The organism is Syntrophomonas sp., assembly GCF_028707975.1.
Lineage (GTDB): Bacteria > Bacillota > Syntrophomonadia > Syntrophomonadales > Syntrophomonadaceae > Syntrophomonas.
The window spans coordinates 1-11,837 of sequence record NZ_JAQVZX010000055.1; the positions used below are offsets into that span (position 1 = coordinate 1).

The window sequence follows — 11,837 nt, forward strand, 5'->3', positions numbered from 1 at the left end:
CAGCTACAACTATGAAAGATTTGAGCGATAAAAACATACTTATGTCCAAGGAGGGCCTTAAACACTACCAAAAGCTTACTAAAAGATGTATTGACGGGCTTAAATTAATAGATAATTGATGACCACGGCTAAAAATTGCCAATGATATGAATGTTTTCAGGGACAGAAAATTATCGGCAATTTCATGATATCGCCTCCTGATTAATTTTCTTAATTATAGCAGCAGAAGTAAAGAATCCAATTGGTATTCATTGGCCTCTTTGAACTGCTCCCCATTTTTATCCAGTTCAATTTCTGCCGGGTCTGGCTTCTAGGGAGGGCTTGTTCACTGCCGCCCTTCGTGGGATAAGCTGACAGAAACATTTTACATATGATGGGTCTTATTAACCGTCCTTTCCGAATAAGCTTTAAAGATTTTTTACCAGCCGGGAAATCTGGCTTACCTGTTCATACATCTTCAGGAAATTTTCCGGGGTCAAAGACTGTTTACCATCGGAAAGAGCCCGGTCTGGATCCGGGTGTACTTCCACCATCAGGCCATCTGCACCTGCGGCTATAGCTGCGCGAGCCACGGGCATAACCATTTTCCATTTCCCGGTAGCATGACTGGGATCCACAATCACGGGCAAATGGGAAAGCTCCTTGAGCAGGGCCACAGCCCCTATGTCAACGGTATTGCGCAAATAGCTTTCAAAGGTTCTGATTCCTCGTTCACACAAGATTACATTGGGGTTTCCCCCATCCAAAACATATTCCGCCGCCAGGAGCCACTCTTCTATAGTCGCAGACAATCCGCGTTTGAGCAGTATAGGCTTATGCAATTTTCCCAGCTCTTCCAGCAGGGAATAGTTTTGCATGTTTCTGCTCCCCACCTGCAAAATATCAATATTATCACCAAGAAGCTCCAAATCCCGGACATCCATTATCTCTGTCACCAGGGGCAGCCCCGTAATACGGCGGGCTTCCAGCATTATTTCCAGACCTTCCCGGCCCAGGCCCTTAAAGGAATATGGGGAGGTGCGAGGTTTAAACAAACCTCCGCGCAAGGCGTGAGCACCAGCCTCCTGGAGAAAGCGGGCAATCTGCAGGTAGCCTTCTTCGCTTTCCACCGCACAGGGTCCGGCAATTATCGTACAATACCCCTCACCGATGAGTAAAGGTTCTGCTCCGGTATCTATCTTAATGTGGGTATAGCATCCTTTTTTGTCCCATGAAGCCAGTTTATACGGTTTCATTGCATCATCTCCAGCTATATTGTACAACAAAGAAGATAAAAACGCTTAATCAGTTTGGAAAAAATCCTAATATTTAATGCTTGTTCAGGTTAAACAGAATACAATTTATTCTTGACAAAAGGATATTAAGATTATACTGTATATATATGCTATATACAGTATGCACTGCAGGAGTGATTATAATTGAACATCGTGATTTCCAATCGCTCGGAGGAACCGATTTACCATCAAATTTACCAGCAATTGCGGGGAGCTATTGTGCGGGAAGAACTGAAGGCCGGGGAACCCCTGCCATCCATTCGCAGCCTGGCCCGCGACCTGCAGGTCAGTGTCATTACCACCAGGCGGGCCTATGATGATTTGGAGCGGGACGGATACATTGAAACCGTGGCCGGCAAAGGCTCTTTTGTGGCCCCTCAGAATGCGGAATTGCTGCGGGAAAAACGGGTAAACCTGGTCGAGGAAAAACTGGGGGCAATAATACAGGAAGCCCGCAGTCTAGGACTCAGCTTGCCGGAGCTGCAGCGTATTGTGGAGTTGTTGTACGAGGAGGGTTTGTAGATGGAAAATGTTCTGGAAATTAAAGGACTCGACAAAAACCTGGGGAGCTTTCGCCTGGATAAGGTCAGCTTCTCTCTACCCCGCGGATACATTATGGGTTTTATCGGTCCCAATGGAGCAGGAAAAACTACCACCATCAAACTGCTGATGAACCTGATGCATCGTGATGACGGGGATATTCGGGTATTTGGCCTGGATAACCGCCGCTATGAAAAGGAAATAAAACAGCGCATTGCTTTTGTATATGACGAAAGCCATTATTATGAGAATTTGAGCCTGCTGGACAACCGCCGTATAGTGGCCCATTTTTACCGGGATTGGGATGAGAAAGCCTTTCAGCGGCGTTTACGGGACTTTGACCTGCCGCCCCACAAAAAGCTGAAAAACCTCTCCCGCGGTATGCGCACCAAATTCGGCCTAGCCATAGCCCTCTCCCATGCTGCAGATTTTCTGCTTATGGATGAACCCACTTCCGGGCTGGATCCGGTGTTTCGCAGCGAATTGATGGATATACTGCAGCAATTGCTGGTGGAAGAAAACAAAAGCGTGCTGTTCTCCACCCATATCACTACTGATTTGGAACGGGTGGCGGATTATATCTGTTTTATCAACCAGGGTCGAATCGTGCTCTGCCAAAGTAAGGACGAAATGCTGCAGGGACATGTGCTGGTAAAGGGAGCTTTGGAACAGCTAAGCCCGGAGGCGGAAAAAATGTTTATCGGCTTGCGTAAGAATCACTACGGCTTTGAGGGCTTGAGTGCCGATCCCCGGGGTATACGCCAGTTTTTTGGCGATGGAGTGTTGCTGGAGTCGCCGGGTCTGGACGAGATCATGGTTTTTTATGTAAGGGGGCATCACCATGTTTAAACTGCTATTGAAGGATCTGCTGGTTTTAAAAAGTTCGATTATTTGGGCGATGACCTACCTGCTGGCCATTATCGTTATTTTCTCCATGACCCCGCCATTTGATAAATTCATATATATTATGGCTGGTTACGGTGCTACCTATATCCTGATTATGGGAACCCTGATGGCGGAATTCAAAAACCAGTCCGATATACTCCTGAACAGTTTGCCGGTCAAGCGGCATGAAATAATACTCTCCAAATATTTGACCACCCTGGTCCTGACCTTGTTGGCCCTGGCTGTGGCCGCTATTCTGGGACTCATAATAAACTTACTGCCCCTGCCCCTATCCATACGACTAATGAGCGGGATGGATGCAGCTATCGTTTTGCTGATGGCGGCATTAACCCTGACGATTGTTATGCCGGTGAACCTGATATTCAGCAACCAGGCGGCCCGAGTAGCCATAGTTATGGTTTTCATGCTGCTGTTCTTTGCTCCGGTATGGATTAAAGGCTTTATTATGGACAGGTGCGAGGCCGAATGGGCACAAGTCCTGATTAATACGGCAGTTTCCCAACCTGCAGTCTTGCTGTCAGTAGGGGCCGGCCTGCTGCTGTTCCTGCTGGCCTTGTCGCTTATTATCTCCCTGCGCTGGTATGAAGCCAGGGATTTCTAAATGTCTTTCAGAACGGGTTTTAAAATACCATAGCTATCCTTGCGCAATGCCCAATAAATTTGGCATAGCTTTGCTCTCAGGATATTGACAACATATTATATCTGTTATAGATTGTATATAACAGATGACGAACTATGGCAGTAGCAGGAGGATAAAATGTTCTTGGCTATTGATTTTCAATCCGATATCCCGATATATATCCAATTGAAGCAGCAGATTATTGCCGGCATTGCCAGGGGCGCACTAAAAGAAGGAGAAGAGCTGCCCTCCGTACGCCAACTGGCTCAAGACATCGGAATCAACCTGCATACCGTCAATAAAGCATACAGTCTTCTGAAGGATGATGGGTTTATTCTCATGGACAGAAGAAAAGGCGCGCTAATAAACAGCCGGGAAAACATGGCGGAAGAGGATTTCAAGTTCAGGCTGCGGGAAGAGATTAATCCCCTGATAGCCCAGGCATTTTGCAAGGGCATGACGGAAGAGGAGCTGCAGTTGGAAATAGGCGAGATATATCGCAGTTATTCTCAAGGAGCAGAAAGATGAACTATGAAATGATAATCTGGGCCATAGTGATAGTATTTATCCTTATCCTTTTTATCATAAAACTGGTCACGCCTCAGATTGTACGCCGGGAGATTTTTTTCGGCGTCCGCTTGCCGAAAAACCTGCTCGGTGATTTAAGACTGGATGATTTCAAAAAGGCCTATTTAAGAAATTACTTATCGCTTTGCGGGTTTTATACCCTCTTGTTCTGCGTAATCCTAGCAAAAATTCCGAACAACGCTATATTATTGGGCGGGCTAATAGTTTTTTTGCTTTTATCCACCTGGCTCTACTACCTGAGCCACCAGAGGGTTATGCAATTTAAGCAGGCCAACGAAGCTTATATGCTGAATAGGAAGCAAATAGTAATGGTGGATACCAGTTTCAGAAGCGACAAAAGCAAGCGGCCCCTACCCGCAAAAACATGGTTTATAATACCGCTGTTTATTATCGGCTTTAACCTACTGGCGGGTTATATGGCTTATGATGAACTGCCTATAGTGGTACCTAGCCATTGGAATGCTCAAGGTGAAATTGATGGAGGGGTGTTTAAAACCTGGGGACTGGTCTTCCTTTTTCCTCTGGTGCAAATCTTTATCACGGGATTCATGTTTTTGCTCTACCAGGCGGTGGGATGGTCAAAGCTGCAAATTAGTACACTTAATCCAGCAGATTCCCGGGAAAGAAACCGCATTTTCCGTTTTCGCTGGGGTGCCAACATTATCTTTTTGAATATTCTTATCTTACTGGTAATTAGCCTGTTAAACCTGTTCGTACTGCAGCTTATCCCGGTCAATGTACCGGTCTTGTTATTTGTCCAACCGCTACTCATAATTCTTGTTTTGCTGGATATCCTCTTTATGGCGGTATGGACCGGTCAGGGCGGGAGCAGGCTTAATACGGGGTCAGTCACTTACTGCCAGGATAACGACATGGCCCTGGATGATGATAAAGACTGGATTGGAGGGCTGCTTTATTTCAATCCCCGTGATCCGGCCTTGTTTGTGGAAAAACGCTTCGGCATCGCCTGGGGTTTGAATTATGGAAACATAAAAGCCTATATACTAATAGCCTCGCTAATTGCGGCCTTCTTTCTCCTGGGTTCGCTTATGGAGCTTTTGCTCTTTTATTAATATTCTTACAGTGCTTAAAATCCAATTTCCTGGGGGTGGTGTTTTAAATCAAGTAATGGGTTTTGATAAGAGAAGACGGCAAGTAAAAGAATAAGGAAGGATGAATGGTTAATGGTCTGGAGAAAATTGGCTTTATTAGTGCTGGGCGTAATAATGCTTTGTTCTTTGGCGGCTTGCGGGAATAAGGTGGACAGCAAAGCAGTAAGAGAATATGCCGATGAGATAACGGAAAAAATGCTACTGGCCTACAATGAGGATAATTATGAAGAGTATATTGCCAATACTGACAGTCAATTCAGAGCAGTGGTCAGCGAGGATAAAATGAAGGAAGGCAATGAAATGATCCGGGGGAAGATAGGCGATTACGTCCCCAGTTCCAAGAAATTCAAGGATGCGGTCAATACTTCCCAGAAGGAGCAGAAGTACCTGGTAGTGCGTTATAATGCCAAGTTTACCGATGAGAGCGAAGATGTGCTGGTAACCATGATCTTTGACGATAATGAAGCCCATCAGGTAGGCGGAATATTCTTTAATTCGCCCAAACTGCGGGAGCAGTCGGAAAAGTAGGGGGCAACAAATATAGCTTTACCTGTCCTAATAAAATTATCAATCCGCTTGATTTTATTAGGACTCTGGAGGATGATTTTAGTGAAGACTGATAGTGTTATTAGAAATGAAGGAATGAAGGTTTTAATAAAGCATCTCGGTAAGGTTGATGCTGAAAGATTTATATCCCTTATATTAAAGGAACCTTTTGATTATACCAAATGGCAGAAGGCTTTGGAAAGATAAAACGGTAAAAGAGATAAGCGAAGCAGCGATGGAATATAGAAGGACAGATTCAATTTAATTATTTCGCTCCTTAATTATTGATGCACACGGGCAATCGCGACTACTCAAGTTGCCAACGGAGGTGTTCTAATGGATAAGATTTTATCCCTTTCCATCTGCCAGATGAAAACAGGAAACGATAAGGATGAGAATTTGAAAAAAGCGGAGAAAATGATTGCCGCTGCGGCCTTGGAAGGAGCGGAAATGGTGATATTACCCGAGGTTTTTAATTCACCTTACCAGGCGGAGCTTTTTCCCCGTTATGCCGAATCTTTTCCCGGGCCCAGTACGGATTTTTTGGCAGCGGCAGCTTGCAAGCATGGTTTGTGTATTGTGGGTGGCTCTATAATTGAAAGGGATAGCCAGGGTAATATTTATAACAGCAGCTTTGTTTTTGACGAGCGGGGAGAACTTATCGCACGCCATCGCAAAGCCCATCTTTTTGATATTGACATCCCAGACCGGATTTCATTTCATGAGTCAGATACACTGACTGCGGGTAAAAATATTACTATTGTCCGCTACAGATCTCGTCTATTCGCTTTGATGATTTGCTATGATTGTCGTTTTCCGGAACTGGCTCGGGCTGCAGCCCTGGAAGGAGCGGAGCTGCTAGTGATTCCGGCGGCTTTCAACACTACCACCGGCCCAGCCCACTGGCAACTCCTGATGCGCTGCCGGGCGGTAGACAACCAGCTATTCGTTGTTGCCGCCTCACCGGCCCGGAACCCCGCCGCCAGCTATCAGGCCTGGGGACATTCCCTGGTCGTTGACCCCTGGGGGGATGTACTTCAGGAAGCCGGGAGCGGCGAAGAGATCATCCATGCCCGGCTGGACTTTTCCCGGCTGGAACAAGTTCGTCAGGAGCTGCCTCTTCTCCGGCAACGGCGAAAGGATTTGTACCGGCTGGATTATAAAGCACCAGGAAACGGGATAGTTTAACTGCTGCTCCACCACCAGGTTATTGTACCCGTAACCAACGGAGAGCTGGATCTCGGTCCCTGGCAGGATATCTTTTATGCTGAGTTCGATGGGCAGCGCAAAAAACGGATTATTATCAAGGTTATGGGTGAATAAAAGGAATCTTAGCGATTCAGGTCTCTTCTTAGCGAACGGGCTGCTTTGAGGTAGATATGCTTTATTTCCTGCTGGTTTTTAACGGTGTTGACATGCAAGAGTACCCTTATGCACCGGGGTAAAGAATCCGGCACCTCTATTTCCTGGAAGCATAAGAGTGGCACTTTATCCCAACCGATGGCGCGTGCCGCCGCTGCCGGAAATGCGGATCTGATATCTGCGGTTACTGTAATATCAATATGCCATTTTCCACCACTCTGCAGATTGCTTATAAAGCTCTCAAATCCAAATATCATACCCATAAAGATATTAAAAACCAAAGCACCAAAATGTTTCAAACTAAATAGAGAGGGGGAATGCATAAGTGCGTGGTTTGGTTCTGGCCACGCCAATAAGTATTTTAGATATACTTCCATATATATGTGAGACTTTTGCATAATTCAAAAAAATGCGCATTAAAAGAGTAAGTCAAATCTACCTACTACAAACAGCAATACAGTTATTACCATATTGGCACAATAGTAATGGTCAGATTATGCTGGTTGCCGTAACCGGCAAACCACTTCTTGAAGCTTTCAATTCCCGATACCATTTACCACACCTCCGTCAATATTTCATCCAGCATTTGTTCCACACGCTCGTCCGCCACATCTTTCAGGCTGATGGCCAGAGACAGGACATCCGCTTTTCCGTCCCCGCAGATCAGGCGGGGGTCGTACTTCCATAGCTCCAACGCACATTGTTTCTCCGCGTCTATCAGACGCGCGCCGGCATTGGAGATGGCTTTTTCGGACTGTATCGTTCCCCAAGTGGGAGAGCGATATAGTACCTTTTCTCCCCTCACCGGCAGGCATACTATCGGTGAAAGCGCCAATGCTTGGTACGCCCTCGAGTATTCCACCGATGTTCAATTAGGTTGTCGTATCCAACAATGATTCGGGGATAAAGCCGGAACAGACCAGAAAACCGCTGACTATAGACGGCAAATACTATATCGCGCCAGTGATATACCCTTTTATTTTCAGCAGTTCCCGGCAAAGCCTCGCCGACATCATAAAATTCCACGCTTTGAACCTTCCAGACACCGTCAATATATCGATATGTGGTGTGAAGATCCATTAAACTATTCGGCAGGACAGCGGCGATCACTTCCATTGTGACAAGCTCAGGCAAAGCACAGCCCTCGGCGCTCTGAAATTTCATACTGATGAAGAAGTCCTGGCAGAATAGCCGCTACTGCTATCCGCTGCCAGTACTGGAATATTTGTGCCAATACCCATACATACTCCGGCGACAACAAGTGTTATACTAATTATTCGTTCAATTATTTTCATACACAGCCTCCCTTAATAACACTATAACAGTTAACTTTTATGCAAATTATTTCCCTTTTTATATATAAGACAATTTAAGAGATGTTTTGCAACACTTTCATTGGTATATTTTTACGTTTTCTAAAACAGCAAAACCGCTAACCTGAGTTTTTAGCGCTTTTTTCTATAGCCCTTTATTTATTTTCGGAGAAATATTACCTAAAGTAGTCCTTGAACTTGAAGCCTGTAATTTCATTACCCGCTGAGCACAATTCTTTAATCGGCTTGGACATTCTTTGCTCCTTTGGGATGGTTTTATAATCCCTCTGTCAATCTGAAACTTGTATGCTTCTCATTATGCTCATTTTGTCCAATTCATTATAATCTCTACTTCACCAGTATTTTCATCAATTTGCTCTTTTGAAACTGCAAAATCTTCTCTTATGTAAAATTTAACCGCACATGCATTCTTCTTATAAACTTGCAACGACAATTCAGAGCAGTTCGCCTTGACATAATCAAGTAAAGCTTTTCCTAGACCCTGGGAACGGCTGCTTTCATTAATAAATATCCCAGCAATATAACCTTCCATCAACCCAACAAATCCTTGAATGATAATTTATATCAGACAGTTGATAACAATTCTAAAATAGTTTTAATAATTTTTTTTCAAATGCCGATGGAACACAAATAGTGATACAATTTGGAAAAGGAACAATCCTCCTAAGTAGATTATAATTATACGTGTGTTTTCTATAATTTCCAATGTTCCCAGAATTGAAAAAACAACCATCGATATAGAAATAATAAGAAGACTCAAAAGGTAAGCATATCTGCCTGCCTTATTTCGTAGAACCTCATTTCTTTCATCATGTATTTCAATAGATTCATTATCAAGTTTTTCTCTATATCTCTCTGCATTTTTCGGCGTTGTCCAGTAAAAATATTTTCCTGCCATTACTGCTCCGGGGCCAATAAACGCACCAGCAAAGCTGTACAATAAACTTTGCAGCCTCGTCTCAAAAATAATTGCGGCAACTAATATGACAAGACCGATTCCAATAAAACTTAAACCACACGATAAATAACTTTTCTTCATGCTATTTACTCCTTTCATAAAGGAAAACTTCTTCAATCTTTTTATCAAAAAAATCGGCTATGGCAAATGCCAACTCTAATGAAGGATTGTATTTTCCCGTTTCTATGGAGCTTATAGTTTGTCGAGATACCCGTAACTTTTTAGCAAATTCCTCTTGACTTAGCCCTTTTTCTTTTCGTATCCTTTCAACATTATTTTTCAAATAAGCATCCTCCTGTTTGACAAGTTTACTTTACATATATCCTAATAGAGCAACTGAATTTTGTCAAGTTTCCTTTACAAAAGTTTTGTTCCGCATATCGGTAGACCAATTCTCCGTTGGATAACTTCCGCCGGTGTGACTCCGGCCATCGACACCAAAAACAATCGCTCTTAAAGCTGCGGCATTAGACCTAAAGCGAGACAGTACTATCATGAAGCAAAAGGAACGTCCCCATGCTTCCCCCGGATTTGTGAGAGCAAAGAAAGCAGGACTAATTATCCTGCTTTCTAGCTACTCGATATGGAAAGCTAGCTTGACATTTTCGATTTTTATTTCAACTTATCTAACGATTTATGCACGCACAATAACGCACCGTGCGCACGCTCAATATGTTTTCTTGTTTCTGCTTGTCGATTAAAATAACAAGAGAGCACGGTAAAAACATTTTATGGCCCGTTGTTTCGGGGCTTCCATGGTTTTTATCCGTACTCTCTTAATAATTTATTCCAGTTATTAAATTATGACTCTACTGCAAAAACCCCTTTTGTTGCATAAGGGTTGCATAAATATACAAAGCGCTGGCGAATCCTGATTCGGAACGACACGGGGGTCGTTCCCTACACACCCTTCGGTCGCTTTTAATGTAGCTGAGCGGTATATTTATGCACGCTAATGCATATTTATAACTTTTTGCAGTGACATCAATTATTATTTATGAAATTTTTGAATTCGGCATAATATTGAAGACCTGTTAGCCGATGAAAAATATTATGATTCAGCTCTGAAGGAGAATACTTACCATTGACAAATAAGCTTAGCAACATTACAATAGCTTTGTAATATGCTAATAAAAAGGAGATGCCATTATGCCAAGTGTAACCATTTCCAGTAAGAGGCAAATAACTATACCCGCAGAAGTATTTCGCTTATTGGAACTCAAAGAGGGGCAAAAATTAATGGTCGAAGTTGAGGGAGAACGTATTGTATTGACTGCCCGACCGCTTAGCCTGACAAAAGCACTCGGTGGGGTGACCCATGGTTTATATGGCAGCAATACTGATCAGGTTGATGAATATGTTGATAAGGAACGCGATTCATGGCAAAAGTAGAAGAATTCGTAAAGAAGATATCAGCGCACCAAAACATAATGCTGGATACCAATGCCATAATCTACTTTCTTGATGGCACACCGGACTTATTCGATCTTATGCGAGCGCTTTTTGAGTTGGTGGAACAAGATCGTTTAAAAATAACCCTATCGGTAATCAGTGAGGCAGAATTGCTGGTTAAACCGTACCGGGAAAAGAATTCAACCGCTATAGAAGCAGTAAGCTTCTTTCTTGAGGAGTTCCCCAACCTGAAGATAAACCTGCCTAACATGGAAATTAGTCGTCAGGCTGCGAAAATTAGGGCTGAATCGGGTTTGCGGCTACCGGATGCAATGATTGTGGCCACAGCAATTAATACTCAATGTGACCTGTTACTGGGAAATGATATCGGTTTAATGCAAAAAGCCAGCTCATATTTGCCAACCGTTATTTTAAGCGAATATATTTAATCACAGGAGAAGGATGGCCGCGAATGAACGAAAATATAGAGCGGACTATCAGAATTGTTTACCGCCCAGGGCAGCGGTCTCTTCCCGGCACCCAAGAAAATCACCTTTAAATGTTCCTGCCCGGATTGGGCGGTGATGTGTAAACATGTAGCCGCAGTTCTATACGGTATCGGAGCGAGGCTGGATGAAGACTCAACCCTGTTTTTCACTCTGAGGGCGGTGGACATCCATGATCTGATCAGTAAAGCAATCCAAAGCAAAACCCAAACTATGCTCAGCAAATCCGGGGCGAAAAGCCGTCGAATTCTGGAGGATGCCGATATAGCCGGCATGTTCGGAGTTGAGGTAGAGGCTATGCTTCAGGATGCCGCAGATGTTACCGATAATAAGCCAAAAAGCAAAGGTAAGCGACTAGAAAAAAGGCGTAGGTAAAATATGGTTGGTACTGTTATTGATTCATGCCTCTGTATGAGCGGCAAAAATTATAAAAATGCTGCGGAAAGTGAGAACTGCCAATAAATGGTTGAAGATAAGATCGCTGCCTGTTACACTGACTGCAAGTAGAGGAGGGTGTTATTGGCCGGGAGAGAAGAACACTTTTAGGGGGTAATGAAATGACATTGGATAGGGTTCAGGAAAGAATCATAAATTACAAAAAAGCGCTTGATAAGCTGCAACGAATTATTGATGAACCAGAAGTCAATGACTACAGACTGGACGCACTTATTCAACGGTTTGAGTTTACATATGAACTTGC

Annotated in this window: 19 protein-coding genes and 1 pseudogene; 12 read left to right on the forward strand and 8 right to left on the reverse strand. The window is 43.8% G+C overall.

From position 1 onward, the window contains the following. Positions 1-407: 407 nt before the first annotated feature. Positions 408-1,235, reverse strand: a complete 828-nt coding sequence (gene aroF / locus PHP87_RS07970; RefSeq protein WP_299920191.1) for a 3-deoxy-7-phosphoheptulonate synthase — start codon at positions 1,233-1,235, stop codon at positions 408-410. A 183-nt stretch (positions 1,236-1,418) separates the two neighbouring features. Here aroF and PHP87_RS07975 point away from each other — a divergent pair, with 183 nt between their 5' ends. From PHP87_RS07975 to PHP87_RS08015, 9 genes and pseudogenes are all read left to right on the forward strand, one after another. Continuing rightward, positions 1,419-1,796 (forward strand): GntR family transcriptional regulator, encoded by a 378-nt coding sequence (locus PHP87_RS07975; protein ID WP_299920193.1) that lies wholly within the window; start codon positions 1,419-1,421, stop codon positions 1,794-1,796. Beyond that, the gene (locus PHP87_RS07980) at positions 1,797-2,663 is read left to right on the forward strand and encodes an ABC transporter ATP-binding protein (RefSeq protein WP_299920195.1); all 867 of its coding nucleotides are present in this window, start codon (positions 1,797-1,799) and stop codon (positions 2,661-2,663) included. Continuing rightward, entirely contained in the window at positions 2,656-3,321 is a 666-nt protein-coding gene (locus tag PHP87_RS07985; protein WP_299920197.1) for an ABC-2 transporter permease, read from the forward strand. The genes PHP87_RS07980 and PHP87_RS07985 overlap by 8 nt, the downstream gene beginning before the upstream one ends. 156 nt (positions 3,322-3,477) lie before the next feature. Continuing rightward, complete coding sequence (locus tag PHP87_RS07990) at positions 3,478-3,867, forward strand: GntR family transcriptional regulator (protein ID WP_299920198.1); 390 nt, start codon at positions 3,478-3,480, stop codon at positions 3,865-3,867. Further along, on the forward strand, positions 3,864-5,000 hold the full coding sequence (locus PHP87_RS07995; RefSeq protein ID WP_299920200.1) for a DUF1648 domain-containing protein: 1,137 nt from the start codon (positions 3,864-3,866) through the stop codon (positions 4,998-5,000). The genes PHP87_RS07990 and PHP87_RS07995 overlap by 4 nt, the downstream gene beginning before the upstream one ends. Positions 5,001-5,111: 111 nt before the next feature. Further along, positions 5,112-5,567 (forward strand): DUF3887 domain-containing protein, encoded by a 456-nt coding sequence (locus tag PHP87_RS08000; RefSeq protein WP_299920202.1) that lies wholly within the window; start codon positions 5,112-5,114, stop codon positions 5,565-5,567. Positions 5,568-5,648: 81 nt separating this feature from the next. After that, entirely contained in the window at positions 5,649-5,792 is a 144-nt protein-coding gene (locus PHP87_RS08005; protein ID WP_299920204.1) for a hypothetical protein, read from the forward strand. Between the two features lie 129 nt (positions 5,793-5,921). Beyond that, positions 5,922-6,773 carry a carbon-nitrogen hydrolase family protein gene (locus tag PHP87_RS08010; protein WP_299920205.1) on the forward strand — a complete coding sequence of 284 codons (852 nt, stop codon included), beginning with the start codon at positions 5,922-5,924 and terminating at the stop codon, positions 6,771-6,773. Next, a pseudogene (locus PHP87_RS08015) lies at positions 6,774-6,908 on the forward strand (YjbQ family protein); the annotation flags it as partial. Between the two features lie 8 nt (positions 6,909-6,916). Here PHP87_RS08015 and aroH read toward each other — a convergent pair. The 7 genes from aroH to PHP87_RS08050 all read right to left on the reverse strand — a co-directional run bounded on the left by aroH (position 6,917) and on the right by PHP87_RS08050 (position 9,522). Next, a complete protein-coding gene (gene aroH, locus PHP87_RS08020) occupies positions 6,917-7,204 on the reverse strand; it encodes a chorismate mutase (RefSeq protein WP_366942905.1) in 288 nt (95 codons plus the stop codon). Between the two features lie 296 nt (positions 7,205-7,500). Further along, positions 7,501-7,782, reverse strand: coding sequence for a hypothetical protein (locus PHP87_RS08025; protein WP_299920206.1), 282 nt, complete (start codon positions 7,780-7,782; stop codon positions 7,501-7,503). Continuing rightward, positions 7,764-8,111, reverse strand: a complete 348-nt coding sequence (locus tag PHP87_RS08030) for a hypothetical protein (protein WP_299920208.1) — start codon at positions 8,109-8,111, stop codon at positions 7,764-7,766. Before PHP87_RS08030 ends, PHP87_RS08025 begins: the two co-directional genes overlap by 19 nt. Continuing rightward, on the reverse strand, positions 8,108-8,242 hold the full coding sequence (locus PHP87_RS08035; protein ID WP_299920210.1) for a hypothetical protein: 135 nt from the start codon (positions 8,240-8,242) through the stop codon (positions 8,108-8,110). Before PHP87_RS08035 ends, PHP87_RS08030 begins: the two co-directional genes overlap by 4 nt. 340 nt (positions 8,243-8,582) lie before the next feature. Further along, the gene (locus tag PHP87_RS08040; protein WP_299920212.1) at positions 8,583-8,816 is read right to left on the reverse strand and encodes a GNAT family N-acetyltransferase; all 234 of its coding nucleotides are present in this window, start codon (positions 8,814-8,816) and stop codon (positions 8,583-8,585) included. A 60-nt stretch (positions 8,817-8,876) separates the two neighbouring features. Further along, positions 8,877-9,320, reverse strand: a complete 444-nt coding sequence (locus tag PHP87_RS08045; protein WP_299920214.1) for a hypothetical protein — start codon at positions 9,318-9,320, stop codon at positions 8,877-8,879. Between the two features lies 1 nt (position 9,321). Next, positions 9,322-9,522, reverse strand: coding sequence for a helix-turn-helix transcriptional regulator (locus tag PHP87_RS08050; RefSeq protein ID WP_061214866.1), 201 nt, complete (start codon positions 9,520-9,522; stop codon positions 9,322-9,324). A gap of 866 nt (positions 9,523-10,388) precedes the next feature. Between PHP87_RS08050 and PHP87_RS08055 the strand changes: the two genes are divergently transcribed. From PHP87_RS08055 to PHP87_RS08065, 3 genes are read left to right on the forward strand one after another with little or no spacing between them, the layout of a single operon-like run. Further along, the gene (locus PHP87_RS08055; RefSeq protein ID WP_299920216.1) at positions 10,389-10,631 is read left to right on the forward strand and encodes an AbrB/MazE/SpoVT family DNA-binding domain-containing protein; all 243 of its coding nucleotides are present in this window, start codon (positions 10,389-10,391) and stop codon (positions 10,629-10,631) included. After that, positions 10,619-11,080, forward strand: coding sequence for a PIN domain-containing protein (locus tag PHP87_RS08060; RefSeq protein WP_299920218.1), 462 nt, complete (start codon positions 10,619-10,621; stop codon positions 11,078-11,080). The genes PHP87_RS08055 and PHP87_RS08060 overlap by 13 nt, the downstream gene beginning before the upstream one ends. A 54-nt stretch (positions 11,081-11,134) precedes the next feature. Further along, a complete protein-coding gene (locus PHP87_RS08065) occupies positions 11,135-11,512 on the forward strand; it encodes an SWIM zinc finger family protein (protein ID WP_299920220.1) in 378 nt (125 codons plus the stop codon). Positions 11,513-11,837: the final 325 nt, after the last annotated feature.

Excerpts from the sequence above, each read along its gene's own strand:
- aroF (WP_299920191.1), bottom strand. The coding sequence starts at position 1,235 with ATGAAACCGTATAAACTGGCTTCATGGGACAAAAAAGGATGCTATACC.
- PHP87_RS08000 (WP_299920202.1), top strand. The coding sequence starts at position 5,112 with ATGGTCTGGAGAAAATTGGCTTTATTAGTGCTGGGCGTAATAATGCTT.
- PHP87_RS08055 (WP_299920216.1), top strand. The coding sequence starts at position 10,389 with ATGCCAAGTGTAACCATTTCCAGTAAGAGGCAAATAACTATACCCGCA.
- aroH (WP_366942905.1), bottom strand. The coding sequence starts at position 7,204 with ATGATATTTGGATTTGAGAGCTTTATAAGCAATCTGCAGAGTGGTGGA.
- PHP87_RS08010 (WP_299920205.1), top strand. The coding sequence starts at position 5,922 with ATGGATAAGATTTTATCCCTTTCCATCTGCCAGATGAAAACAGGAAAC.
- PHP87_RS08035 (WP_299920210.1), bottom strand. The coding sequence starts at position 8,242 with ATGAAAATAATTGAACGAATAATTAGTATAACACTTGTTGTCGCCGGA.
- PHP87_RS07990 (WP_299920198.1), top strand. The coding sequence starts at position 3,478 with ATGTTCTTGGCTATTGATTTTCAATCCGATATCCCGATATATATCCAA.
- PHP87_RS07985 (WP_299920197.1), top strand. The coding sequence starts at position 2,656 with ATGTTTAAACTGCTATTGAAGGATCTGCTGGTTTTAAAAAGTTCGATT.
- PHP87_RS08060 (WP_299920218.1), top strand. The coding sequence starts at position 10,619 with ATGGCAAAAGTAGAAGAATTCGTAAAGAAGATATCAGCGCACCAAAAC.
- PHP87_RS07980 (WP_299920195.1), top strand. The coding sequence starts at position 1,797 with ATGGAAAATGTTCTGGAAATTAAAGGACTCGACAAAAACCTGGGGAGC.
- PHP87_RS07995 (WP_299920200.1), top strand. The coding sequence starts at position 3,864 with ATGAACTATGAAATGATAATCTGGGCCATAGTGATAGTATTTATCCTT.
- PHP87_RS08045 (WP_299920214.1), bottom strand. The coding sequence starts at position 9,320 with ATGAAGAAAAGTTATTTATCGTGTGGTTTAAGTTTTATTGGAATCGGT.
- PHP87_RS08030 (WP_299920208.1), bottom strand. The coding sequence starts at position 8,111 with ATGAAATTTCAGAGCGCCGAGGGCTGTGCTTTGCCTGAGCTTGTCACA.